The sequence below is a fragment of the Agarivorans sp. B2Z047 genome, from assembly GCF_023373605.1.
Lineage (GTDB): Bacteria > Pseudomonadota > Gammaproteobacteria > Enterobacterales > Celerinatantimonadaceae > Agarivorans > Agarivorans albus.
In genome coordinates this window covers 199,020-224,919 of sequence record NZ_CP088080.1, presented here as the reverse complement: position 1 = coordinate 224,919, position 25,900 = coordinate 199,020, and the positions used below count along the sequence as shown (strand labels likewise).

The 25,900-nt window shown below is 45.6% G+C and carries 24 protein-coding genes; 13 read left to right on the top strand and 11 right to left on the bottom strand.

What is annotated here, in order from left to right:
• Nucleotide 1: 1 nt before the first annotated feature.
• The 4 genes from LQZ07_RS01080 to LQZ07_RS01065 all read right to left on the bottom strand — a co-directional run bounded on the left by LQZ07_RS01080 (nucleotide 2) and on the right by LQZ07_RS01065 (nucleotide 4,051).
• Nucleotides 2–1,345, bottom strand: coding sequence for a GH1 family beta-glucosidase (locus LQZ07_RS01080; protein WP_152783762.1), 1,344 nt, complete (start codon nucleotides 1,343–1,345; stop codon nucleotides 2–4).
• 191 nt (nucleotides 1,346–1,536) lie between these two features.
• Nucleotides 1,537–2,538, bottom strand: coding sequence for a LacI family DNA-binding transcriptional regulator (locus tag LQZ07_RS01075; RefSeq protein WP_016399887.1), 1,002 nt, complete (start codon nucleotides 2,536–2,538; stop codon nucleotides 1,537–1,539).
• Nucleotides 2,539–2,729: 191 nt separating this feature from the next.
• Complete coding sequence (gene dtd, locus LQZ07_RS01070; protein WP_016399888.1) at nucleotides 2,730–3,167, bottom strand: D-aminoacyl-tRNA deacylase; 438 nt, start codon at nucleotides 3,165–3,167, stop codon at nucleotides 2,730–2,732.
• Entirely contained in the window at nucleotides 3,164–4,051 is an 888-nt protein-coding gene (locus tag LQZ07_RS01065) for a virulence factor BrkB family protein (RefSeq protein WP_152783764.1), read from the bottom strand. Before LQZ07_RS01065 ends, dtd begins: the two co-directional genes overlap by 4 nt.
• 194 nt (nucleotides 4,052–4,245) lie before the next feature.
• Here LQZ07_RS01065 and LQZ07_RS01060 point away from each other — a divergent pair, with 194 nt between their 5' ends.
• The 3 genes from LQZ07_RS01060 (at nucleotide 4,246) to LQZ07_RS01050 (ending at nucleotide 8,534) form a co-directional block, all read left to right on the top strand.
• Nucleotides 4,246–5,805 (top strand): SulP family inorganic anion transporter, encoded by a 1,560-nt coding sequence (locus tag LQZ07_RS01060; protein ID WP_152783766.1) that lies wholly within the window; start codon nucleotides 4,246–4,248, stop codon nucleotides 5,803–5,805.
• 104 nt (nucleotides 5,806–5,909) lie between these two features.
• Nucleotides 5,910–7,358: a cardiolipin synthase gene (gene cls / locus LQZ07_RS01055; protein ID WP_152783767.1), complete on the top strand. Its 1,449-nt coding sequence runs from the start codon at nucleotides 5,910–5,912 to the stop codon at nucleotides 7,356–7,358.
• A gap of 321 nt (nucleotides 7,359–7,679) precedes the next feature.
• Entirely contained in the window at nucleotides 7,680–8,534 is an 855-nt protein-coding gene (locus tag LQZ07_RS01050) for a PEP-CTERM/exosortase system-associated acyltransferase (RefSeq protein WP_152783769.1), read from the top strand.
• A 66-nt stretch (nucleotides 8,535–8,600) separates the two neighbouring features.
• On the opposite strand, the gene typA is transcribed toward LQZ07_RS01050, so the two are convergent.
• Nucleotides 8,601–10,421 carry a translational GTPase TypA gene (gene typA, locus LQZ07_RS01045; protein ID WP_016399893.1) on the bottom strand — a complete coding sequence of 607 codons (1,821 nt, stop codon included), beginning with the start codon at nucleotides 10,419–10,421 and terminating at the stop codon, nucleotides 8,601–8,603.
• Between the two features lie 341 nt (nucleotides 10,422–10,762).
• Here typA and glnA point away from each other — a divergent pair, with 341 nt between their 5' ends.
• The 4 genes from glnA to glnG all read left to right on the top strand — a co-directional run bounded on the left by glnA (nucleotide 10,763) and on the right by glnG (nucleotide 15,370).
• The gene (gene glnA / locus LQZ07_RS01040) at nucleotides 10,763–12,169 is read left to right on the top strand and encodes a glutamate--ammonia ligase (protein WP_016399894.1); all 1,407 of its coding nucleotides are present in this window, start codon (nucleotides 10,763–10,765) and stop codon (nucleotides 12,167–12,169) included.
• A 104-nt stretch (nucleotides 12,170–12,273) separates the two neighbouring features.
• The gene (locus LQZ07_RS01035) at nucleotides 12,274–12,816 is read left to right on the top strand and encodes a DUF4124 domain-containing protein (RefSeq protein ID WP_194164166.1); all 543 of its coding nucleotides are present in this window, start codon (nucleotides 12,274–12,276) and stop codon (nucleotides 12,814–12,816) included.
• 49 nt (nucleotides 12,817–12,865) lie between these two features.
• Entirely contained in the window at nucleotides 12,866–13,948 is a 1,083-nt protein-coding gene (gene glnL, locus LQZ07_RS01030; RefSeq protein WP_152783773.1) for a nitrogen regulation protein NR(II), read from the top strand.
• Between the two features lie 12 nt (nucleotides 13,949–13,960).
• Nucleotides 13,961–15,370: a nitrogen regulation protein NR(I) gene (gene glnG / locus LQZ07_RS01025; RefSeq protein WP_016399897.1), complete on the top strand. Its 1,410-nt coding sequence runs from the start codon at nucleotides 13,961–13,963 to the stop codon at nucleotides 15,368–15,370.
• 71 nt (nucleotides 15,371–15,441) lie between these two features.
• Here the strand turns inward: glnG and LQZ07_RS01020 are convergent, their stop codons facing one another.
• From LQZ07_RS01020 to LQZ07_RS01005, 4 genes are all read right to left on the bottom strand, one after another.
• The gene (locus tag LQZ07_RS01020) at nucleotides 15,442–16,020 is read right to left on the bottom strand and encodes a type I DNA topoisomerase (protein WP_152783775.1); all 579 of its coding nucleotides are present in this window, start codon (nucleotides 16,018–16,020) and stop codon (nucleotides 15,442–15,444) included.
• A gap of 140 nt (nucleotides 16,021–16,160) precedes the next feature.
• Nucleotides 16,161–16,634: a DUF494 family protein gene (locus LQZ07_RS01015; RefSeq protein ID WP_016399899.1), complete on the bottom strand. Its 474-nt coding sequence runs from the start codon at nucleotides 16,632–16,634 to the stop codon at nucleotides 16,161–16,163.
• A 2-nt stretch (nucleotides 16,635–16,636) separates the two neighbouring features.
• Nucleotides 16,637–17,740, bottom strand: coding sequence for a DNA-processing protein DprA (dprA, locus tag LQZ07_RS01010; RefSeq protein ID WP_152783777.1), 1,104 nt, complete (start codon nucleotides 17,738–17,740; stop codon nucleotides 16,637–16,639).
• Entirely contained in the window at nucleotides 17,741–18,817 is a 1,077-nt protein-coding gene (locus tag LQZ07_RS01005; RefSeq protein WP_194164167.1) for a LysM peptidoglycan-binding domain-containing protein, read from the bottom strand.
• Nucleotides 18,818–18,918: 101 nt separating this feature from the next.
• Between LQZ07_RS01005 and def the strand changes: the two genes are divergently transcribed.
• The 5 genes from def to LQZ07_RS00980 all read left to right on the top strand — a co-directional run bounded on the left by def (nucleotide 18,919) and on the right by LQZ07_RS00980 (nucleotide 24,628).
• Nucleotides 18,919–19,419, top strand: a complete 501-nt coding sequence (def, locus tag LQZ07_RS01000) for a peptide deformylase (protein WP_016399902.1) — start codon at nucleotides 18,919–18,921, stop codon at nucleotides 19,417–19,419.
• Nucleotides 19,420–19,443: 24 nt separating this feature from the next.
• The gene (fmt, locus tag LQZ07_RS00995; protein ID WP_152783781.1) at nucleotides 19,444–20,400 is read left to right on the top strand and encodes a methionyl-tRNA formyltransferase; all 957 of its coding nucleotides are present in this window, start codon (nucleotides 19,444–19,446) and stop codon (nucleotides 20,398–20,400) included.
• Nucleotides 20,393–21,715, top strand: coding sequence for a 16S rRNA (cytosine(967)-C(5))-methyltransferase RsmB (gene rsmB / locus LQZ07_RS00990; protein WP_152783783.1), 1,323 nt, complete (start codon nucleotides 20,393–20,395; stop codon nucleotides 21,713–21,715). The genes fmt and rsmB overlap by 8 nt, the downstream gene beginning before the upstream one ends.
• A gap of 68 nt (nucleotides 21,716–21,783) precedes the next feature.
• Entirely contained in the window at nucleotides 21,784–23,160 is a 1,377-nt protein-coding gene (gene trkA, locus LQZ07_RS00985) for a Trk system potassium transporter TrkA (RefSeq protein ID WP_152783785.1), read from the top strand.
• Between the two features lie 10 nt (nucleotides 23,161–23,170).
• Complete coding sequence (locus LQZ07_RS00980; protein ID WP_371923302.1) at nucleotides 23,171–24,628, top strand: TrkH family potassium uptake protein; 1,458 nt, start codon at nucleotides 23,171–23,173, stop codon at nucleotides 24,626–24,628.
• Here the strand turns inward: LQZ07_RS00980 and LQZ07_RS00975 are convergent.
• Nucleotides 24,625–24,855 (bottom strand): hypothetical protein, encoded by a 231-nt coding sequence (locus LQZ07_RS00975; RefSeq protein ID WP_016399907.1) that lies wholly within the window; start codon nucleotides 24,853–24,855, stop codon nucleotides 24,625–24,627. The two genes, LQZ07_RS00980 and LQZ07_RS00975, sit on opposite strands and share 4 nt — an antisense overlap.
• 9 nt (nucleotides 24,856–24,864) lie before the next feature.
• Nucleotides 24,865–25,254 carry a SirB2 family protein gene (locus LQZ07_RS00970; protein ID WP_016399908.1) on the bottom strand — a complete coding sequence of 130 codons (390 nt, stop codon included), beginning with the start codon at nucleotides 25,252–25,254 and terminating at the stop codon, nucleotides 24,865–24,867.
• Nucleotides 25,255–25,534: 280 nt separating this feature from the next.
• Here LQZ07_RS00970 and LQZ07_RS00965 point away from each other — a divergent pair, with 280 nt between their 5' ends.
• Nucleotides 25,535–25,687: a hypothetical protein gene (locus LQZ07_RS00965; RefSeq protein WP_016399909.1), complete on the top strand. Its 153-nt coding sequence runs from the start codon at nucleotides 25,535–25,537 to the stop codon at nucleotides 25,685–25,687.
• The last annotated feature ends 213 nt before the right edge of the window (nucleotides 25,688–25,900 follow it).

The following is a 25,900-nucleotide window of genomic DNA, read 5'->3' as shown; positions in this document are numbered from 1 at the left end:
ATTATGCTCCTGCGCGTTGTTTTAGAAACTGCTGAAAGTAAGTAGCACTTTGTTTAGGTACCCGTTGCTGGGTATCGTAATCGACATATACGATGCCAAAACGCTTTTCGTAACCAAAGGCCCACTCGAAGTTATCCATTAAGCTCCAAGCAAAATAACCTTTTAATTCAACCCCTTGCTCAATGGCATCGGCAACCGCATTTAAATGTGATTGATAGTAATCACAGCGCTGCTGATCAATCACCTTGCCATCTTCTAGAGTATCTGCCCCTGCCATACCATTTTCAGTAATAAAAATTGGCGGGAGTTCATAGCGCTCATTTAGCTTGGTGAGCAAGCCAGTTAAGGCTTGTGGACACACTTCCCAACCCATGTCGGTGCGCTCAACGCCCTCTAGGGTCACCTGTTTAGGGCCATTATCGGTGGCTTTGATCACATGGCGGGTGTAATAGTTGATGCCCAAGTAATCGATGGGCTGTTTAATTAGCTCCAAATCACCCGGCAGAATGGTTGGCCACCATAGCGGCTGCTGCTGGCGAACAGCATCTGGGTATTGCCCCTCGATGATTGGCTGTAAAAACCAATGAATACCTTGCTGCTCGTCAAAGTCGGCTGCCAATACATCTGCAGCATTATTCGGATCTGCTGGATAAGCCGGAGTGAAGTTAAGCACGATGCCATGTTCGGCGCTTGGTGCATTTTCACGCATCTTAGGCAGGGCTAAGCCATGGGCTAAAAGAATATGGTGAGCAGCCTGAAAGCCAAACTTATCTTCAGTTAAACCTGGGGCATGTTGACCATAACGATAGCCTAAAAAGGCACTACATAAGGGCTCATTAAAGGTGGCATAGCTATAAACATCATCACCAAGTGCTTTGGTCATGATGTCGGCAAACTCGGCAAACTTATACGCAGTTTCACGACTTAACCAGCCACCTCTATCTTCAAGGTATTGCGGTAGGTCCCAGTGATATAGGGTCACAAACGGCTTAATGCCTAGCTGTTTAAGTTTGGCAATTAGCTGTTGGTAAAATGCGATTCCTTTGTCATTAATTTGGCCTTCTACCGGCATAATTCGTGGCCAAGCAATTGATAAGCGATAAGCATCAACACCTAGCTCTGCAATCATCTCTAGATCTTCTTCCCAGCGATGGTAGTGATCACAAGCAATGGTTCCATCATCACCGTTGGCTACTTTTCCTGGAGTGGCACAAAAGCGATCCCATATGGATTCGCAGCGCTCATCTTCTTGGTTAGCACCTTCAATTTGGAAGGCAGCTGTCGCTACACCAAAAATAAAGTCAGAACGGCGAAACGGGGACGACTTTGGAAAATCAAAAGACATACAACAACCTCAAACTGCGCCCAATGGGTCGCATGTTACACATTTTATGGGATTAAAAAGACGACCAGTTTTCACTGGAGATCGATGTTAGCTATAAATTTGAAGAAACCTATAGCTAACACCAAGCAAGGAGTCGTTTAATGCTGGGGGGAAATAATCACATTCAAACTCCTTACATATAAATAAGCTTGTTAACTAACTGGTGGGGCAGTAGATTCACGCACAATAAGCGAGGGCTCTAATTGCACACCGTTTACTAAGTTTTTGTCGGCCAAATTTTGCAGCACCATATTGGCGGCAATGGTGCCCATTTCCTCAATCGGGAAACGAATGGTGGTGAGCTTAGGTCGCAAATAACGTGAATAGAACATGTCATCGTAGCCTACCACCGAGATACGCTCAGCCGGTGATTCGTTATCTCGCGACAAAATGTCATAAACACTAATAGCGATGTTATCGTTACCACACACCACACCAGTAAAATCGATGCCACGTTGAAATAACTTAGCCGCCGCTTTAGTACCACCATCTTCTTGATACAAACCTTCAACAATAAGTTGCGGATCGTATTCTATGCCTGCTTCACTAAGCGCATTTCGATAACCTTGCAGACGCTCTCGAGCATCAAAGTGCACCAATGGACCGGTGATCGAAGCAATCCGAGTATGGCCCAAATCAATTAAATGCTTGGTGGCCAAATATCCACCTAACTCATTGTTCAAATAAATACAGCGATGCGCTAGCTCTGGCACATAGCGGTTTAATACAAATACATTTGGGTTGCGGGTACACAGCTCAATCAATTCGTCATCACTCATGGCTTGAACCACCAGCAATATGGCATCAACACGGCGCGAATTAAGAAAACGAATCGCTTCACGCTCTTGCTCGATATTGTCGTGCCCACTAGTGGCAATAAGGTGCTGACCTTCTTTGCGTAATACCGATTCAATACTGTGCATCATGGGACCGAAAAATGGGCCCGATAAAGTACCTACTACAATCCCAACGCTGTAAGAGCGGTTGGTAGCCAGAGCCTGTGCAAAAGAGTTAGGTTGATAACCCAATTTGTCCATGGCGGCCATAACTCGCTCGCGATTAACATCGGAAACTTTGTTATTACCGTTCATTACTCTGGATACGGTTGCTTGCGAAACACCCGCTAGATCAGAGACTTCCTTGATTGTTGCCATTATTACTATAGCCTCTCTGTATTTGTAAGCGCTCTCACACAAAACCTTTCTGGGCACAGTCAGATTTTAAGTTTACTCGTGAAAGCGCTTTCTCTTAATATGACCGATTAAAGTCATTTGTGTCAATTGCCTTTCTAGGCAGCAAATCTGATATGTGAGCCGCCGCAAAGTTTCGATTTTATTGATGAAAATTAAACCTGCAGCCAAAAAGTCATAGGCCCATCATTGACCAAAGATACCTGCATATCGGCAGCAAATTCACCTGTTTCAGTAGGCATTCCGCGGTCACGACAAGCACTCACAAAGTATTCATAAAGGTGATTGGCCTGCTCGGGACTGGCGCCTTTAGAGAAGCCTGGGCGTAAACCTTTGTCGGTGTCTGCCACCAAGGTGAACTGGGATACCACTAATAAGCTGCCACCCGCTTGCTGCACGTTAAGATTGGTTTTGCCTTGTTGATCAGCAAAAATACGGTATTTAATTACTTTTTCACAAAGCTTAGTGGCCTTTGCTTGGTCATCACCTTGCTCAACACCCAACAACACTAATAAGCCAGGTCCTATTTCACCAATAGTTTGATCAGCCACACACACGCTGGCTTGTGTCACTCGTTGAATTAACGCAATCATTCAGACTCCTCAATGATACTACTGCTATCTTGTACTTGTTGGCCCTCGGTAAATTCGCCTAAAGCGGCGGTAATTTCTGCGCCAATTAACACCACTATCCAACTCACATATACCCATACAAACAAAATGGGTATGGTGGCGAGAGCACCATAAATAACTTGGTATGAAGGGAATGAGGCAACATAGAAAGCAAAACCTCGTTTACCCAGTTCAAACAACAAGGCCGCCACCACAGCACCACTTAAACCATGGACAAAACGGATCGACTTATTTGGCACCAGCAAATACAACAAACAAAATGCCCCGACAGAAAATAACAAGGGCACCGTGCGAAGCATTTTATTCCATATACCTAACAATGTTTCATCGGCAAACAATTGCATGGAGAAGATGTAAGAACTTAGCGCCAAGCTGCCGCCCATTAACAAGGGGCCTAAAGTTAGAATCATCCAATACATAGGAAAAGCACTACGCCAACGGCGTTTTTCCTCAACCCGCCAAATCATATTCAGGCTCTTATCAATCGCCGAAATGAGCATTAAGGCCACTACGGCTAAAGCTGCAATACCAACCGCCGTCATTTTTGAGGCGTTTTCAACAAAGCCGCGCAAGCTCTGCTTCACCACTTCACCAGAGGCCGGTACAAAGTTACTAAACACAAAATCTTCGATTAAGGTTTGAAAGCCGGAAAATACCGGGAAGGCACTAATAATTGAAAACGTTACTGCCACTAAAGGCACCAAAGAGAGCAAGGTAACGTAAGCTAACGAACCGGCGATCATGGTCAGTTTTTCTTGTTTAATCCGCTCAAACAAGAAAAGCACAAACGCTTTACTTTGCTGGAAAAGCGCTTGCCAATTAGGCGTGTTTTTCTGCCCGCTCATGATTCATTTCACTCCTTTGCATTATCTCGCTAAAGGATGAACTAGTTAATGACGCAACTCAAGTTTAACAAGGGCTTAAGCCGCAAACTTGGCTAAAAAAAGCTGAACAAAAGCTGATGTTTTTTTGAACTGAATCACATTAAGTGCTAGACTCCCGCCCCATTTCCTTTCGTTCTTTATTGGATCCTAAGAACATGTTTGAATTTCCTAAATTTCGGGGAGCAACAGTCAAAAATGACTTACTCTCCGGTTTAACGGTTGCGCTAGCTTTAGTTCCTGAAGCAGTTGCCTTTGCCTTTGTTGCCGGCGTAGAACCTTTAGTAGGTTTATATGCAGCATTTATGGTGGGGTTAATTACCGCTGTAATTGGTGGCCGCCCAGGTATGATCTCGGGTGCAACCGGCGCGCTAGCAGTAGTAATGGTGGCCTTGGTAGCAGATCACGGTGTGGAGTATTTATTTGCCACTGTGGTGCTGATGGGGATTTTGCAGGTCTTAGCCGGGGTCTTCCATTTGGGTAAGTTTATCCGCATGGTGCCACACCCGGTAATGCTAGGCTTTGTAAACGGCTTGGCTATTGTAATTTTCTTGGCTCAACTCGGTCAGTTTAAAGTGCCCAATGCCTTTGGCGAACTAGAATGGATGCAAGGCAGCCAGCTTTGGATCATGCTAGGTTTAGTGGCTATCACCATGGCAGTTATTCACTTCTTGCCAAAACTTACCAGCGCAATCCCTGCTTCATTGGTGGCGATTGTAGGTGTAACAGTAGCGGTGCAGGTATTAAACTTAGATACCCGCACAGTGGTAGATTTTGTGCGCGGTATGACCGGTGACGCTAACGCAACTATTGCTGGCGGTTTACCAAGCTTCTCTATCCCAAGTGTGCCATTCAACTTAGAAACACTGAAAATCATCTTCCCTTATGCCATCGTACTGGCGGCTATCGGTTTAATTGAGTCACTACTAACCTTAACCGTAGTGGATGAAATGACCGGCACTCGTGGACACGGTAACAAAGAGTGTATTGGCCAAGGTGTGGCTAACGTAACCACTGGCTTCTTTGGTGGTATGGGTGGTTGTGCAATGATTGGCCAGAGCATGATTAACATTCGCTCTGGTGGTCGTGGCCGCTTATCGGGCATCACCGCAGCATTAGCACTACTGGGTTTCATTCTATTTGGTTCTTCACTGATAGAGATGATTCCTCTTGCCGCTTTGGTCGGTGTAATGTTTATGGTTGTGTTAGGCACCTTTGAATGGGCCAGCCTGCGCATGATTAACAAAGTGCCTAAAGCTGACTTCTTTGTGATTGTGCTGGTATCTGTAGTCACCGTATTCACCGACTTAGCGGTAGCGGTAGTAATTGGTGTAATCGTGTCTGCGTTAGTATTTGCATGGAACCACGCTAAGCACATTTACGTAACGACCACTAGCGTAGATGACGACCATAAAGTTTATGAGTTGGATGGCCCCTTATTTTTTGGCTCAACGGCTAACTTCTTAGAGCTGTTCAATCCAGCTAACGATCCAAAAGATGTAGTGATTGATTTTGCCAGGTCGCGAGTAAGTGATCACTCAGCAATTGAAGCCATCGATACTTTGGCAGAGCGCTACGAAAAAGCCGGTAAAACTCTTCATCTTAAGCACCTTAGCCCAGAGTGTCGTAAACTGCTGACTAAAGCAGGAAGCGCGGTGGAAGTTAACTTAATAGAAGATCCAAGCTATAAAGTTGCCACCGACACGCTCGACAACTAAGCCAATCATTAACTAAATCTACAGCCGCTACTCGTTTGAGTTAGCGGCTTTTTTGTGCCCTTCATGCTAAGTTATCAATAGGTTTTTTATCTAAAGGCCAAACGGTGACGAATACCTACTTATCCGACTTAGGGTTACTCATTTATGCCTTGCTGATTGTCGCGGTGGCGCTGCAAGTAATGCTAAAGCGCCGGCCTGTGGGAGTTACTTTAACTTGGCTACTGCTGATATTTGCACTGCCACTAGTAGGTATTATCTGTTATCAACTGTTTGGCGAACGTTACCTAGGGCGGCTGCGAGCCAAACGTGCTCGCTTAATGGAAACTAAGTACAAACAAAGCGTACACCTATTTAATCGCTCCCCTCACGTAGTTAAACAATCCTGTTCCGATGTAGCGGAGCCGCTGAATCAACTTACCCGCCGCTTACTGGGTTTACCAATTCTAGGGGGGAATCAACTCACTAACTTCGAAGACTCTCTGGAAACGTTAACCCAGCTTACCACAGACATACAGCAAGCAAAATCTAGCATATACATGGAGTTTTACATTGTGCGGCAAGGTGGGTTGCTTGACCCTTTACTTAAGGCCCTAGCCGAAGCAGCTCAACGAAAGGTGAGTGTTTACTTACTGGTAGATTCGGTTGGTTCGAGTGAATTTCTTAAGTCTAGCGCTTCATCTCAGTTATTGGATGCCGGCGTAAATGTAGTAGAAGCACTGCATGCCAACCCAGTGCGCATGTTGTTACAACGTATCGACTTACGCCTACACCGAAAAATTGCAGCGATAGACCAACGGATTGCTTATACCGGTTCAATGAACTTAGTCGACCCACGCTTTTTTAACCAACAGCGCGGTGTCGGACAGTGGATAGATCTCATGCTAAGAGTAGAAGGCCCTGCAGCTTTGAACCTACAAGCGGTAGTTGCCTACGACATAGAAATGGAAACCGGCGAAGCACTTATCGAACAGCTTGATTTACTTTCTACTACGGCTTCGGTAGGCCAACAACGAATGCAAATAATGCCATCAGGGCCGGGTATTTTTGGCGACCACATTATTCAGCTGCTACTTACCTCGCTATACCTCGCTAAAAAACAAATAGTGCTCACCAGCCCTTACTTTGTGCCTGACGAAAGTTTACAAATGGCGCTGGTTACCGCGGCCAGCAGAGGCGTTGAAGTTAACCTGATCCTACCCGCTAGGAACGATTCATTTTTGGTCCGCTACGCAAGCCACTCTTTCTACCAGCAGCTACTAAATGCCGGGGTAAACATCTACAAATTTTACGGTGGCTTGTTGCACACTAAAAGCCTGTTAATAGACCAACAAGTTGCTCTAGTGGGAACGGTAAACTTAGACATGCGAAGTTTGTGGCTAAACTTTGAGGTGACTTCGATAATCGATGACAAATCCTATGCTGAAGATCTAGATCGCATCATGCAGCATTATCTTCAACAAAGTACACGTATTAATGCACTCGCTTGGCGAAAACGGCCAATTTACCGTCGGCTATTAGAGAATATCATCCATATATTCAGCCCATTGCTATAGAAGTCGACAATCAAAAGCTCTAGTCGGACCAACTCAAAAACGCATAAATATGCGCTATCATTCATTTCCGCCCACACTATTCCAAACCCTCTCGAATAGCTAAAAATGTCATGCACCTCCCAGAAAGGCTAATGGCACTACAATATGCCAATAAAATGAATAAGGCTTTCATAACACCAAATATGCGCTAGGACACAGTTATAGACAATAACCACCCATAAAAAGTGACTAAATTCATAAAAACCACTCTAATTGATAAAAATATAACTATGGTGAATAACTAGCCTTGCTAGACATTTAAGGGACTAATTAGGTTTACTTGTGAGTTATCAACAACCCAGTGCAATTGCTCCTAGAAAATTGCAATTATCAGCATCGTCAGTAAAGCAACTAGCTATACAGCATCAAGCGGACGAACTCGCGCAACGTTACCAACGTTACTTTCAAGCCAGTATTGCGAGCAATCAGGAAGAGGTAACCAAAATCTATCAATTACGGCATCGCGTTTACTGCGAAGAGTTTCAGTTTGAGCCAAGCAATCACCAGCAAATTGAGCGCGATGTTTACGATAGTTATTCCCACTACTGCCGAGTTCAGCACCTTAACTCCGGCTTAGATGCTGGATGCCTAAGAATGGTTAGCCCCAGCAAGCAGCAAAGCATACCTTTGCTAGACACCGGCCAATCAGTGATTAGTCATCAAGAGCTACACCCCGATAACTTTGCTAAAGAGAGCATTTGTGAAGTATCGAGGGTGGCCCTAGACACCCAGTTTCGTCGCCGCAAAATCGATCTCAAAAATGGCGCTGCGCCCGCAGGAGCGGGTTTAAGCGCATTTAGCCAAAAGGAACTGCGAACCTTTCCTTATATCACCATGAGCTTGTATTTAGCGGCATCAATTGTTGCCGAGCAGTGCGGAATAAAACATGCGTACGTAATGGTTGAGCCCAAACTTGCTCGTAGTCTTTCTATGTTCGGCATTAAAATGACCAGAATTGGGCCAAATATTGATTATCACGGCATCCGCGCGGCTTACCATATTACGGTTGAACGTTTCCAAGAACACTTACCGCTGTTATATCAACCTTTGTTTGAACTAATAAAACAAACGGTCAACCCCTGCCCTGCACTATTAGCCAGCACTAATCAGTTAGATGCTTTGGGCCAGAATAGATAGTTACTTCAGGTATAAACATGCAATAAAAAAGGCAGCCTAGGCTGCCTTGATAAATTTTAACTCACCTTAAGCTTTAGGCGGACGAGATGCACGTTTACGCTCATTCTCAGTTAAGTGACGTTTACGAATACGAATGTTCTCTGGCGTTACTTCTACCAACTCATCGTCATCAATAAACTCAAGCGCTTGCTCAAGGGTCATTACGATTGGCGGCGTAAGTACTTGCGCTTCATCGGTACCAGATGCACGAACGTTAGTTAACTGCTTACCTTTCAAACAGTTTACTGTTAAGTCGTTGTCACGAGCGTGGATACCCACAACCTGACCTTCATATACTTCATCAGCATGCTGAGTAAACAAACGGCCACGCTCTTGAAGATTAAACAAGGCGTACGTTAAGGCTTTACCGGTTGCATTAGAAATAAGCACACCATTTTGACGTTGACCAATTACTCCACCTTTGTGTGGACCGTAATGATCGAACGTATGGTAAAGCAGACCAGAACCTGAGGTTAAGGTCATAAACTCGGTTTGGAAACCAATCAAACCACGTGATGGGATCATAAAGTCCATACGAATACGGCCTTTGCCATCTGGCGCCATGTCAGTTAGCTCGCCTTTACGCAAACCAAGCTGCTCCATAATGCTACCTTGATGCTCTTCTTCAACATCAATAGTCACTACTTCATAAGGTTCTTCTAACTGGCCATCTACAGTGCGCAGAATTACTTCTGGGCGTGATACCGCTAGCTCGAAGCCTTCGCGACGCATGTTTTCAATCAAAATACCTAGGTGTAGCTCACCACGACCAGAAACACGGAACTTATCTGGATCATCAGTTTCTTCAACACGTAGCGCAACGTTATGCACTAACTCTTGTTGTAAACGCTCAAGAATATTTCGAGAGGTAACGTACTTACCTTCTTTACCAGCAAATGGAGAAGTGTTTACTTGAAACGTCATGGTTACGGTAGGTTCATCTACTGACAAGGCAGGCAATGCTTCAACATTGGTTTGATCACAAATGGTGTCAGAGATTTTTAACTCACCTAAACCAGTAATAGCGATGATGTCACCGGCGTTAGCTTCGGTTACTTCGTGGCGGTCTAGGCCTAAGTAACCTAATACTTGACCCACTTTTCCGTTACGGGTTTTACCATCGGCACCCACAACAGTGATTTGTTGGTTTGGTTTAACACTGCCGCGTGATACACGACCAACACCAATAACACCAACATAAGAGTTGTAATCAAGCTGAGAGATTTGCATTTGCAAACCTTCGCCTTCTTTCGCTTCAGGTGGAGCAACGTTATCAACGATAGCTTGGAACAAAGGCTCCATATTATCAGTTTCTACGCCTTCTTCTGAGCTAGCCCAGCCGTTTAACGCCGATGCGTAAACCACTTGGAAATCTAACTGGTCATCGGTAGCACCTAAGTTATCGAATAAATCAAATACTTGGTCCATTACCCAGTCAGGACGGGCGCCTGGCTTATCGATTTTGTTGATTACCAGAATAGGTTTTAAACCTTGAGCGAAGGCTTTTTGAGTAACAAAACGGGTTTGCGGCATTGGGCCTTCTTGGGCATCTACCAACAACAATACAGAGTCAACCATAGATAAAACACGTTCTACCTCACCACCGAAGTCGGCGTGTCCAGGGGTATCTACGATATTGATGTGGTAATCATTCCACTCAATCGCCGTGTTTTTTGCCAAAATGGTAATACCACGTTCTTTTTCAAGATCGTTTGAGTCCATTACCCGCTCTTCAGCATCACCACGCGTTTGTAGGGTTCCAGATTGCTGCAGTAATTTGTCTACCAGGGTAGTTTTCCCGTGGTCTACGTGAGCAATAATGGCGATGTTTCTTAACTTATCTAGCACGGCTTTCAGCCCTTTTTATTGTGAGGTAAAAGTAAAAAGTGCGCCATTGTACATATAAACGGCAAATTCTCATAGTTTTAAGTTGATCACGGTTTTTCCGCTACCCAATTAGGGTATGATAGCTAAGGCCAAAAACTCACTGCACCAAAATGGACAAGAATAGCACCAACAAAGTGCAAAGCTCTGCACTAAATTGATGCCTAATCAATTTTTAGCCATTAAAATCAGCACCTTATGTGTTGGCATAGTTTTAGCTTGATGCAACACAACCACGATTATTCGTATAAATAACTATTAAATCGATTGAACCATCAATTTTGATGACACTGGAGGTTAAAAACATGTCTGCAGAAGTTTTAGCTTTGCTTAAAGAGCAAGAAGTTAAATTTGTTGACCTACGCTTTACTGATACTAAAGGTAAAGAGCAACACGTATCTATTCCATCTCACCAAGTTGACGAAGATTTCTTCTCAGACGGTAAAATGTTTGATGGCTCTTCAATCTCAGGTTGGAAAGGCATTAACGAATCAGACATGGTATTGATGCCTGATCCAGCTACTGCTGTATTAGACCCATTCACAGAAGAAGTTACACTAAACATCCGTTGTGACATTCTAGAGCCTTCTACAATGCAAGGTTACGACCGTGACCCACGTTCTGTAGCTAAGCGTGCTGAAGAGTACATGCGTTCTACTGGTATTGCTGATGCAGCATACTTTGGTCCAGAGCCAGAGTTCTTCTTGTTTGACGATGTTAAATACAAAACTGACATGTCAGGTTCTATGTACAAAATTGATGCTGATGAAGCATCTTGGAACTCAGACAAGCACTTCGAAGACGGCAACACTGGTCACCGCCCTGGCGTTAAAGGCGGTTACTTCCCAGTAGCTCCAGTTGATTCTTCACAAGACCTTCGCTCAGCAATGTGTCTAGTTCTTGAAGAAATGGGTCAAACTGTTGAAGCTCACCACCACGAAGTAGCAACAGCTGGTCAGAACGAAATCGCAACTAAATTCAACTCTATCGTTGAAAAAGCCGATGAAACTCAGGTTCTTAAGTATGTTGTTCATAACGTAGCTCACGCTTACGGTAAAACAGCAACCTTTATGCCTAAGCCAGTTGTTGGTGATAACGGTAGCGGTATGCACGTTCACCAATCAATTTGGAAAGACGGCGAAAACTTATTTGCTGGCGACCTATACGGCGGCCTATCTGAAACTGCATTGTTCTACATTGGCGGTATCATCAAGCACGCTAAAGCCATTAACGCTTTTGCTAACGCTTCAACTAACTCTTACAAGCGTTTGGTACCAGGCTTCGAAGCGCCAGTTATGCTAGCTTACTCAGCACGTAACCGTTCAGCGTCTATTCGTATCCCAGTAGTACCATCGCCTAAAGCGCGTCGTATTGAAGTACGCTTTGCGGATCCAACAGCCAACCCATACTTAGCATTCTCTGCAATGTTGATGGCTGGCCTTGACGGAATCAAAAACAAAATCCACCCTGGCGATGCTATGGACAAGGATTTATACGACCTACCTGCAGAAGAAGCGGCTGAAATTCCACAAGTGGCAACTTCACTTGAAAATGCACTAGCTAACCTAGATGCTGACCGTGAATTCTTAACTGCTGGCGGCGTATTCAGCAACGATTACATCGATTCTTACATCGCATTGAAATCTGCTGACGTTGAGCGCATCAACATGACAACTCACCCACTTGAGTTCGAATTGTACTACAGCGTATAAACAAAACGTTACACGGCTTAAAAAACCCGCTTTAAAGCGGGTTTTTTTATTGCTTTTCAATACGTTTTTGCCCACCTTTAGCAAGTTGAATGGAGGAATTATCAATGAGCAAATGGTTTGCTATAGCTTTATTAATCAGTGGCGCAGTCTTTGGTACCCAAGCTGCTGACAAAATTTACCAATGGGTTGATCAGGATGGTGTAACGCATTTCTCAGACCGCCCTCAGGTTGGCGCCACTGAACTCAAGGTTGATGTCGCTCCTCCGGCCACAGATGGCCCCATTGTGACACCGCGCACCCCACTGAAAAAGAAACAAAAGCCAATTCAGTATCAAGTTAACATCACTAGCCCGAGCCACGAGCAAACCATTCGTGATAACGAAGGCAAGATCTCAATCAGTGCTAGCTCTACTCCGCTTCCCTTAAACAGCATGGGCTACAAATTGGTGCTTGATGGCGTACCACAGGGGCAAATCACTAAAATGGGTAGCTTCCAGCTCACCAACATTGATCGCGGCGCCCATACAATTCAGGTGCAGCTAGTTGATGATTCAGGCAAGGAAATTGCATCGTCTAAGCCCATAACCGTATTCTTGCACCGCGCTAACGCATTTGGCGCTGGAGCGGCCGCAGCAGGGGGAGGCTAATTAGTCACTCTCTGCTTTTTGAGGTTAAACTCAGTGCAGAAGCACCAAAATGGTGCGCATCATTCAGGAGAGAGTAGTGTTAGATATTTCTGGGCTCGAGCGCTTAGTATTGGAAAATCAAGTAACTGCCATAGTGCTGCTTGATGCAGAGCTAAAGATTCAATACGTTAATGCTTCAGCTGAACAACTACTCGGTCAAAGCGCTAAGCGGCTTATTGATGAGCCGCTGGCCACCCAAGTAAAACATAGCTCACTGGACCTTAGTAAACTAGGCACCGTATGTAGCTCAGGGCAAAGTTTTACCGATAATGAAGTGACCTTGGTTTTCGATAGACATCATGCGTTGGTTGAGCTTTCTGCTACGCGTATCAACAGCCAAAACCAAAATTTACTGATGCTGGAAATGCGTGCCATTGGCCAGCAAAAGAAGATCTCTCAAGAGCTTTATCAACACGCCCAGCAACAGGCAGCTAAAGAACTGGTTCGCGGCTTAGCTCATGAAATTAAGAACCCACTTGGCGGCTTGCGTGGCGCAGCGCAGTTGCTAGAAAAAGAGTTAGTTAATCCAGAGCTAAAAGAGTTCACCGGCATTATTATTGAGCAAGCAGACCGCTTAAGAAAGCTAGTTGATCGTTTGCTTGGCCCACAGCGTCCAGGCTTACATGAACTACACAACGTGCATTCAGTACTCGAGAAAGTACGCCAGCTGGTTAAGCTTGATCTACCAGAAGGCATTAGCGTTGAGCGCGACTACGACCCCAGCATTCCAGATTTTGAGATGGACCATGAGCAACTGCTACAGGCTTTCCTCAATATTGTTCAAAATGCCGTTCAAGCCTTGGGAGAAAAAGGCGGGAGTATCAACATTATTACCCGTACCGCTCATCAAGCAACAATTGCCGGCCAACGCTTTAAATTGGCTGCAGAAATCAGAATTATCGACAATGGACCAGGCATTCCAACCGAACTGCTCGATACCCTATTCTATCCAATGGTAACGGGGCGCGAAGGCGGTACCGGTTTAGGTTTGTCTATTGCACAAAATTTAATTAATCAGCATAAAGGGAAGATTGAATGTGCCAGTTGGCCAGGTCATACCGAATTTACCATTCACCTTCCTCTCAGACGTTAAGGAAGTACTAACATGGCAGCAACAATATGGGTCGTTGATGACGACAGCTCCATTCGGTGGGTGTTAGAAAAAGCGTTAAAGACTGCGGGTTACGACTGCTTGAGTTTCGCCGACGGTGAAATGATGCTTCAGCAGTTAGATTATGAACAGCCCGACGTAGTGATCTCAGACATTCGCATGCCTGGTATGGACGGTTTGAGCTTATTGGAAAAGATCCAAAGCCACTTCCCAGAGATGCCGGTTATTATTATGACCGCCCACTCAGACCTAGATAGTGCAGTAAACGCTTACCAGCGCGGCGCTTTTGAATACTTACCTAAGCCCTTTGATATCGATGAAGCGGTGGCCTTAACCGAGCGTGCAGTAACGGTTTCTCGTGAGCAAAAAGGCAATAAAGCGAATAACAAACCTAGCTCGCCAGCGCCAGAAATCATCGGCGAAGCGCCTGCAATGCAGGAAGTCTTTCGCGCCATAGGACGTTTATCTCGCTCAAGTATCTCGGTGCTGATTAACGGACAATCTGGTACCGGTAAAGAGTTGGTAGCTCACGCGTTACATAAACATAGTCCTCGCGCCAGCGGCAGTTTTATTGCGTTAAACATGGCGGCTATTCCAAAAGATCTTATTGAATCAGAGCTATTTGGTCACGAAAAAGGCGCGTTTACTGGCGCCAACAACATCCGCCATGGCCGTTTTGAACAAGCCAATGGTGGTACCCTGTTTTTGGATGAAATTGGCGATATGCCGCTGGATATTCAAACCCGTTTGTTGCGTGTTCTAGCCGATGGGCAGTTCTATCGCGTAGGTGGCCACTCTCCGGTGCAAGTTGATGTACGGATCATCGCTGCAACCCACCAAAACCTTGAGAAAAAAGTAGCCGAAGGCGACTTCCGTGAAGACTTATTCCACCGCCTAAACGTAATTCGTATTCACTTGCCGTCGTTATGTGAGCGCCGTGAAGACATTCCGGCTTTAGCTAAGCACTTCTTAGAAATAGCCGCAAAAGAATTAAATGTAGAAAGCAAATTACTGCACAAAGATACTCAACGCTTTATGATGCAGTTAGCGTGGCCAGGTAACGTTAGGCAACTGGAAAACGTTTGTCGTTGGTTAACGGTAATGGCCAGTGGCCAAGAAGTGCTGCCAGCGGACCTTCCACCAGAATTGAGCCAACCAGTAGTGGCAGAAACAGGCGAGACAGCCGATGCCAATTGGCGTTCGCTGTTAAAAAGCTGGGTTTCTCAACAGTTAGTCTCCGGCCAAATAGACATTCTTGGTGAAGCGATGCCCGACTTTGAGCGAATCATGCTAACTACCGCGTTAGAGCATACACACGGTCATAAACAAGAAGCAGCTAGGCTTCTGGGTTGGGGGCGCAATACTCTCACCCGCAAACTTAAAGAGCTAGACGTAGAAGCCTAGAGCGCGACGAGCAGCAAAAAGGAGAACGATGAGTTCTCCTTTTTTTATGAACGCTACAACTATCGATGTTGTTAAGCCTCCACCAAAGGCGCGCTTTTATAGCTGCAGGCTTTTTGCGGACAAACTTCTCGCTTACCGGCCGCAGTTTTCTTTATGACCAACAGCTTCCAACCACAATCGGGGCAAGGCTTGGCGATAGGCTGGTCATTCACCGCATAGGAGCATTTAGGGTAAGCGTTGCAGGCATAAAACGTTTTTCCATAGCGCGATTGTCTCGCGGCTAGCTTCCCTTTATTGCATGATGGGCAGTTTATTTCAGGCGTGCTTTGTGCCTGCGGTTGAGCCGACTCAATATGCTGACAGCTAGGAAAAGTGCTACATCCAATGAACATGCCGTAACGTCCTTGGCGCAGCATTAACTCTTCACCGCATTCTGGACATTCAGTCCCAGGCAGTACTTTATCCAAAGAATGATCTTGCTGGTGCAAAGCTCGGCTATAGTCGCAGCTCGGATACTGGCTGCAGCCTAAAAAGGGACCTGATTTACTATTTCGATGCTGCAGCTCACCACCGCATTTAGGACAAACATCGTATTCTTTTTCTAAGGCGTGTTCGTGGGCAGAAAATAACTTTGGATCTATCTTTGACATGCTGACACCTCGTTAAACTTTGCTAAGCATAACAAAATGGCGCGAATAGGCTATTGATTCGACGCAAGCGCAGCCTTTATCGAAGCAATAATTGGTGCACAGCCCTGATGGCAGCGCACCTTTTATCGTTGAGTCAGTGTTTAATGCAGCGGACCATCACCCAAATCGAATAATAACTCTTCCATTTGCTGATAAGCCGACTCACTGCCTGGAACATTAAATAGCACCATTAAAATGACCCATTTTAAATCTTCCAGTTCTAACTCTGGTCCATCAAGTTCCATTACGCGGTCAATTACCATTTCGCGAGTTTCCGCGTTAAGTACCTTCATCTGCTCTAAGAACAGTAAAAAGCCTCGGCACGGTACGTCCAACTTGGCAATTTCTGGTGCGGTATACACCCGTAATGAGGGAATCTCAGAAGGATTTAAATAAGGCTGTTTGTCGCTATCTTGCAAAGCTGCAAGCTGCTCCAACCAATCTAGTGCCTTATAGATTTCTTCTTTATGAAACCCTGCGCGACTGAGCTCTTCTGTAAGCTCATCGTGATCCATCAACAGCTCTACATCACTATGAATGTAGGTTTCGAACAGATACATGAGGATATCAAACATAGTTAGTTCCTCCTCAGCTTGACGTAACCACCTGGCACAACGGCCACAACACCCAATATCTCTAACTCAGTTAACTGAGCCAGTACAGCATCAACAGGTAGTTGAGTGCTTAAGACTAAATCATCAATTGTTGTAGTCTCATAAGCTACGTTATCCAACAATTGCCGATAAGGCAAATCTTGTTCTTGCATATTTTGCTCCACCGCATGCAACGGCAAAGCAGATTGACCAGAAAAAACGCCTAACTCTTCTATTATATCGACCGGACAAGTCACCAATTTAGCTCCTTGTTGAATCAAATGATGACAACCAGCGTGTAGGGGGTCATCAATAGAACCCGGCATGGCAAATACATCACGGCCTTGTTCAGCGGCATAATTCGCAGTAAGTAAAGAGCCGCTAGGTAATCCCGCTTGCACCACTAAGGTTGCCAAACTTAAGCCACTAATAATGCGATTACGCCGTGGAAAATGATTGGCTTTGGCGGCTGTACCGGGCCAAAACTCACTCACTATTGCGCCCTGCTCGCTAATTTTATGCGCTAGCGCCTGATGACGCTTTGGATATACCCTATCTAAACCCGTTGCCACAACCGCAATAGTGGCATCAGGTTTTGCTAGCAGCGCCCCTTTATGCGCGGCGGCATCAATTCCCAACGCCATACCACTAGTGATGGTGATTCCTTGCTCTGCAAGTTGCTGAGCAAAACGCTTGGCATGATTTAAACCCGAAACACTAGCATGACGACTACCGACTATAGCTAGCTGAGGTTTATCTAATAGTGCGGGATTACCACGTACAAATAGCAACAGAGGCGGGCGTTGGATATTGCGTAAGCATTCCGGGTAGCGCGGATCAAAACACCCCAATAAATGGCAATCGTTTTGTTCAAGCCAGGTTAGTGCTTGTTCAATGCGCGCCTGTTTGGGTTGCAGTAGTGCAGAAATTTGTGGAGGGCTAAATTGCCAAGCAGCCAATTGGTTGGCATCAGCAGCAAATAACTGCTCGACACTGCATTGGCTTAAAGCAGCTTGCAAACGTGCCATCGAGAAACGGGGCACGCCTGCAAGTTTAAGATATTGAACTACCGATAAATTCGGTAGCAACTATAGGTTCTCCACCAAATAGTGTGGGCGAAGAATAACTTTACTATCGGTAATAATCGCATAGCTCAATTTCTCATAGCTCTTAAATACCATCAGCTCACCCACTTTCTCGTTAGGCAGTGATACGCGCTCGTCATCGCTATTAAAGGCACGGTCGAAGTGATTAGCGGTTTCTTCGTAAGACTTACGTCTTACTTTATCAATCATCACTTTCCCAGGCTGCGCCACGGCAAACATATCACCTGGGGCCACGTTATCGCGAGTACCTTTGTTTATCACCACTACATCGTAACGGCTCATTACTGAGGTATCAGTTGCAGCAGAAAGAATGTAGCCACTGCTTTCCAACTGTTTGTTATTTGGAATGAAATAAGCAGGCAAACGATCTTGGTCTGGTAGCTCCAGCATAATATCGCCTTGGCGAATTTCTTTTAATACCTGCGTTACCTTAAACTGGGTGATGTTGTCTTCATGCTGACGCTCAGACACTCCAACACCAATAAAGTTAAGCACCTGGCCTAGCTCTTCTTTAGTTTCCGGATCATAGTATTTCTCCGCTACGCGATATATTCCGTAGTATTGGCCTGGCTTAGTTTCGCCACGAGCATACATTGCACGGCCAATTGCTATACGCGACTGCGCATCATTGTCACCAAGCACATAGGGTGCGCCTTTCAGCATATCTTCATCAGCGATGTGGTCATGTGATAAAAATGCGCTAATTGAGGCCAGAGGCACAGTAGGAATAGGGCTAGCCTTTTCTTCAATGCGTGCCTTAGGTGTTACTTTTACAATACGCTTACGTACTAAACGAGGCTCACCGTCTTCATAAACTAACGATAAGCGATCACCTGGATAAATCAGGTGCGGATTCTCAACTTGTGGGTTGTATTGCCACAAGCGCGGCCAAAGCCACGGAGAATGTAAATACAAGGCAGAGATATCCCATAAGGTATCGCCTTTTTTCACAACATAGACTTCGGGAAAATCCTCCTTTAGTTTCAGTGTGTCAGCAATAGCACCTCCCACTAAAAACAACAAAGAGGCCCAAAGCCAAACTAATTTTTTCCCTTTCATAGTGTCTCCCAGCGACATCCCTATATCCAAAGCTGTTTTTTAGTCACATAAATGACTAGAATTACCGACAATCTACCAAAACCTGATTGAAGACAGAAGTTATGGCTGTACTTGAAGTATTGCGTTTTCCTGATGAACGCCTGCGTACTATAGCGCAACCCGTTAATAATATTGACGATAAAGTTAAAACTATAATCGAAAACATGTTTGAAACCATGTATCAAGAGGAAGGAGTTGGCCTAGCTGCGACACAGGTCAACATTCACCAACAAATTGTAGTGATTGACGTATCAGATACGCGAGATCAACGACTTGCGTTAATTAATCCTGAAATCATCGAAACCGATGGCGAAGCATTAAATGAAGAAGGTTGTTTATCGGTTCCTGAATATCGTGCCCAAGTGCCAAGAGCAGAAAAAATCAAAGTGAACTCTTTGGATGCCGACGGTAACGAGCAAATATTTGAGGCTGAAGGCCTACTGGCTATTTGCGTGCAACACGAACTAGACCACTTAAAAGGTAAATTGTTTATCGATTACTTGTCGCCTCTTAAGCGCCAACGAGTAAAAACCAAACTCGAAAAACTTGCTCGTCGCAAGTAAGCAACCACAAAGGTACAACACAGCATGACGCCATTGCGGATCATCTTTGCCGGCACGCCGGATTTTGCGGCTCGCCATCTAAGCGCATTAATAGCCAGTGACCACCAAGTCGTTGCCGCCTACACCCAGCCAGATCGCCCAGCCGGTCGCGGTAAAAAGCTGCAAGCTAGCCCGGTAAAGCAGCTAGCGCTTGAGCACGGCATTGCAGTTTACCAACCAGAAAACTTTAAGAGCGAAGAAGCACAACAGCAGTTAGCCGCGCTAAACGCCGATTTAATGGTAGTCGTGGCTTATGGTTTGCTGCTGCCTCAAGTTGTTTTAGATACACCGCGTTTAGGTTGTATTAATGTGCATGGTTCTTTACTACCTCGCTGGCGTGGAGCGGCACCGATTCAGCGCTCAATTTGGGCTGGCGATAGCCACTCGGGCGTGACCATCATGCAAATGGACATTGGTTTAGATACCGGTGACATGCTGTTATTAGATGAAGTTGAAATCGCCAAAGGTGAAACCAGTGCATCACTGTATGACAAACTGGCCGAAGTAGGCCCGCATTCTCTGGTTAAAGCTGTTGAAGGTTTGGCAAACGGAGAGTTGAGCGCTACACCGCAAGACGATAGCCAAGCAAATTACGCCAAAAAGCTTAGCAAAGCAGAAGCCTGTATTGATTGGCAACAAGATGCCGAATTTATCGAACGCTGCATTCGCGCCTTTAATCCTTGGCCAATGAGCTACTTCACCCTAGCGGATAAAAACATCAAGGTATGGCAAGCCAGCGTACAGCAGCACTCTGGCCAACAAGCTCCAGGCACTATCATTGCGGCAGATAAACACGGCATTGTAGTGGCCACTGGCAAAGATGCATTGCGCCTTGAGCAAATTCAAATCCCAGGTAAAAAGGCCTTAGCCGCCGCAGACGTACTAAATGCTCGAAAAGAGTGGTTTGAACTTGGTACTAAGCTGGAGAGTGCTAATGGCTGAACAGCCAAAAACTAAGCAAATAAATGCCCGCGCAGCCGCTGCCAACATTTTGTATCAAGTGGTAGACCAAGGCCAGTCGCTAAGCCAAATGCTGCCACGAGTATTGCCTCAAGTAGTGGCGCGCGATCACGCCTTGGTAAAAGAGCTATGTTTTGGTGTGTTGCGTTGGCTACCGCGTTTTGAAGCGGTACTCCAACAGCTAATGGATAAACCGCTAAAAGGCAAAATCCGTAATGGTCACTTTTTGCTAATGGTTGGCTTGTACCAGCTGTTCTATATGCGAGTGCCAGCTCATGCTGCGGTGTCGGAGACGGTATCTGCCACCAGCCAGTTAAAATTGCATAGCCTAAAAAAACTGGTTAATGGTGTATTACGCAATGCCGAACGCCAACGTGAGCAATTAGAGCCCCAGCTAACTGCCAACGACAGCTTACAATATTGCCACCCTAGCTGGATAAGCAAACGCTTAAAAGCCGCGTATCCAGAACAATGGGCGCAAATACTCGAAGCTAATAACCAACATGCTCCAATGTGGATAAGGGTTAACGCACTGCAAGGTGAACGCGATGCTTATCAAACAGAGCTTGCGGCTTTAGAGATCACCAGCCAAAGTTCCACGCTGGCGCAGCAAGCCTTATGCTTAGACAAAGCACAACCCGTGCATAAACTACCTCGTTTCGCCGAAGGTGCATCTTCGGTGCAAGATGGCGCCGCGCAAATGGCAGCCAGCTTATTGGATGCGCAGCCAGGTGAGCGTGTATTAGATGCCTGTGCTGCACCAGGCGGTAAAACCTGTCACATTCTAGAACTACAACCATCATTAGCTGAGCTGGTTGCGGTAGATACCGAACAAGCACGCTTAAACCGTGTTACAGAGAACCTCGAGCGAATAGGTTTAAAAGCTACTTTGCATTGTAATGACGCCAGCAAACCAGAACGTTGGAACGATCAGCCTTTCGACCGGATTTTGTTAGACGCCCCCTGCTCGGCCACAGGCGTTATTCGCCGCCACCCCGACATCAAATGGTTGCGCCGTGATAGCGATATTGCAGAGTTAGTGAAGCTACAAAAAGAAATCTTAGAGGCGCTTTGGCAGCAGCTAAAACCCGGTGGAGTTATGCTTTACGCTACCTGTTCGGTGTTGCCCGACGAAAACAGCCAGCAAATTGCGGCATTTTTGCAACAAACCGCGGATGCTGAACTGGTGCCAATTAACCAAGATGAAACAGCAACTCAACCTGGTTGGCAACTTTTACCCGGCAACAATAACATGGATGGTTTTTATTATGCTCGACTACGGAAAACCCTTCCTTAGGCTTGCCTTTCGCGCCATCAAGAGTAACACTAAAAAATAGCAATAAACGCTTAAGGTATTGTTAGCAAATGAAAATCATTATTCTTGGAGCGGGCCAAGTAGGTGGCACGTTAGCGGAAAACCTCGTAGGTGAGAAATCAGATATCACCCTGGTAGATACTAACCAAGACCGCTTGCGAGAGCTGCAAGATAAGTTTGATTTACAGGTTGTATTTGGTCATGCCGCCCACCCCAGCGTATTACGAGAGGCGGGTGCGCACGATGCCGACATGTTGGTCGCGGTAACGAACAGCGATGAGACCAATATGGCGGCTTGCCAGATTGCTTACACACTGTTTAATACGCCAAATAAAGTGGCGCGAATTCGCTCTGAAGAGTTGCTTGCCGAGAAAGAAGCACTGTTTTGTAATGAGGCGGTACCGCTCGACCACTTGATAGCTCCCGAGCAATTGGTTACCGACTACATCAGCCGTTTAATTGACTACCCTGGCGCATTGCAGGTGATGCAATTTGCCCGAGGTCGAGTAGGCCTGGTAGCGATTAAAGCCTACTACGGCGGTCCTTTGGTAGGTAATGCGTTATCGGTATTACGCGACCACATGCCTGATATTGAAACCCGAGTTGCAGCAATTTTCCGCCAAGGCCGCGCAATTCGCCCACAAGGCACCACTGTGATTGAAGCAGATGATGAGGTGTTTTTTGTAGCAGCCAGCGACCATATTCGCAAAGTAATGGCCGAATTGCAGAAGCTTGAGAAACCCTATCGACGCCTAATGATTGTTGGCGGCGGTAACATTGGCGCCGCGCTAGCTAAGCGCTTAGAAAGCCAATACAGCGTTAAGCTTATCGAACGCAACCAACGCCGCGCCGAGCAACTGGCAGAAATGCTAAACAATACCATCGTATTTTGTGGTGATGCATCCGACCAAGAGTTACTCAGCGAAGAGAACATCGAACAAGTTGATGTATTTATCGCGGTAACTAACGATGACGAAGCCAACATCATGTCGGCCATGTTAGCCAAACGTATGGGCGCTAAAAAAGTGATGGTGCTAATTCAACGTGGTGCTTATGTAGAGTTGGTACAAGGCGGCACTATTGATATTGCCATCTCACCGCAGCAAGCGACTATCTCAGCCCTACTTACTCATGTTCGACGTGCCGATATCGTAAATGTTTACTCACTGCGCCGCGGTGCAGCCGAAGCCATTGAAGCCATCGCGCATGGCGATAGTAATACATCAAAAGTGGTGGGACGAAGCGTTGGTGAGTTAAAGCTTCCTCCCGGTACAACCATTGGTGCAGTAGTGCGCGGTAACGAAGTGATCATTGCCCACGACGATACGGTGATTGAGCAAGATGACCACGTAGTGATGTTCTTAGTGGATAAGAAGTTTATCCCTGAAGTTGAGCGTTTGTTCCAGCCTAGTCCGTTCTTCCTGTAGGTTTTTTCACATGATGATTGCCCCCGATCTCAGGCCCATCATGTTTGTGACGGGTTTGGTATTGTCCAAACTCAGCCTACTAATGCTAGCGCCCTTAGCCATAGGAATGGCTTACGACGAACCCGATTACGTCGAGTTTTTCTATACCATTGTTATCACTCAATCTGTGGCTTTTTCCCTCATTCGCTGGGGTAAACGGCCCAACTTTAAACTCTCGGTGCGTGGCATGTTTTTGCTTACCACCACCGTTTGGTTAATCGCCTGCATATTTGGTGCACTGCCCCTTTATCGAATAGACCACATTAGTTTTACCGATGCCTTTTTTGAAACCATGTCTGGGCTAACCACCACTGGTTCTACAGTGCTGGCGGGCTTGGATGAGATGCCCAAAAGTGCATTACTGTGGCGCTCTATGCTGCAATGGCTAGGTGGAATAGGCTTTATTGTTTTAAGTGTAGCGATTTTGCCGTTTTTGAATGTTGGCGGGATGCGTTTATTCCAAACCGAATCATCCGACTGGTCTGATAAAAACACCCCAAAAACCAAAAATGTCGCCAGCAACATGCTCAAAGTGTATTTGTTGCTATCTATTCTTTGTGCCGGTGCTTATCACCTAACTGGCATGGACTGGTTTGAAGCGATTAATCATTCAATGACCACCATTTCAACCGGCGGTTACTCCACCTCCGATGAATCAATGGCGCATTTTAGCAATGCCAGCCACTGGGTAGGCAGCGTATTTATGTTACTCGGTGGTCTGCCCTTCTTGCTCTTGGTGCAATCGATACGCCATAAAGATCCTCGCTACATCTGGAAAGACGCTCAAGTTCGGGGATTTGTGAGCTTAATTTTGGTGGTAGGCGGCATGATGAGTATTTGGCTATGGATGCACGGTACCTTTTCACTATTAGATGCGCTGCGCATCAGCATCTTTAATATCATTTCAATTGTTACCACCACCGGTTACGGGCTCACCGACTTTAGCCATTGGGGTAACTTCACCACCGTGTTATTTATCTTTTTAATGCTGGTTGGCGCTTGTTCAGGCTCTACGTCTGGGGGAATAAAAATCTTTCGTTTTCAACTGGCTAGCGGCTTGTTTTCACGCCAACTAAAACAGCTAGTTCACCCTAATGGCATTTATCCACACCGCTACAACGGCCGTTTAGTGAGCGAGCAACACATTCGCTCCTTGGTGGCTTTTATTTTTGCTTTTTTCTTTACTCTCATCTTGCTAGCCAGCGGTTTAGCCTTGCTGGGTTTAGATCCAATAACGGCATTGTCAGGCGCAATGACTGCTTTAGCTAACGTTGGCCCAGGTTTGGGTAGAGTAATTGGCCCCGACCATAACTTCCACTTACTGCCAGACTCAGCCAAGTGGCTGCTGTCTTTAGGAATGTTATTAGGGCGATTAGAAGTGCTAACAGTACTGGTATTGTTTCTGCCAGCCTATTGGCGTTACCGTTAATTTTGGCGGCGATTTCGCGCCAAATAGGGGTTTAACCACCACCATAAGCCAAGGTAAACCAAGTACAAACCTACAATTATGGTTTTATGTTGGTTGGTGCCTGTATCCACAATCTCAAAATCTACGTTCATAATGTGGCAATACAGCCAAGCAATCACAATCGAGCTGTAGATAATCGAGAAGCGCCACAAAGTAAGTAACAATGAACGCAAAGCACCAAGCAGCATAAGCAATACCTAAGCAAATAAGCCCAACGGAGAGCGACTAAAAGCCACTACGAGTATTTGGGCAAATACAGCAATAGCGGCTAAACCGGCCAATATTCTCACTAGCTGATTTGGCGCGCGCTTAAGAGCAAACATCCCCAACACAATGTACACCACCAAAAGCACCACTTTAGCGGTCAGCCAATCTTGTGCGATGGGGTATTGCTGCAGCATCACGCAAAGCAAAATAGCCGCAACCAGCAAGCCAGTATCAATAATATGCGGTAGCACTTTTAACCAAGTACGCTTGAGTAATGACGAACCAAATAAGGCAAGAATCCAGCGAAAAATAAAGCCTAATATGCTTAGCATTGCCAAGGTCATATGTAGGTGTTTTACCATTGGATAGTATTCGAGCATTGCTTGTCCTTTCTGTATTCGCAAATTTTAGTCCGACCAGTGTATTAACTTGCATTTAATACCACAAACCTTTTTCTTAAGTAACAAACTCACAACATCTGCTAGGTAGCTGATTAACAAAAGAATAACTGGACAATAGTCACGCCATTGCGGCAATACTGCTGTTTTATTCATCAATCCATCGCTAATAACGTGATCTAGCTCTCTTGGGGGATCTGCTAAACTGTGGGAGAGTGTCGCCACTATCTTATCTTTTTATTAACAAATGCCGGAGCTGGCCATGTCAGAAGCACCCAATATGCTACCTGCCATCGACATATTAATGTGTCATACAGGAGCCTCGTTTTTAGATGCATGCCAAGAATTAGGCGTAGACCCTAACGAAATGGCAGAATTTGGTTCCGCAGACCCAATAGACTCACAAGAAAATTAAGTAAAAGGCAGCGTTAGCTGCCTTTTTCATTTATGACACCGCCTAATTCCCCGCCTAAAAATTCAGCAATGACTAAATAAAATTATACTTAAAAGGCTTTTACAACATAGCCTTAGCTTAATTTGCAAATAAGTGTAAATAGCTCACTTCTTCACTAGCTTTGCTTTCGTTTTTACAGGTACAATCGTTTGGATTTCTGCCTATTTGTAGGTA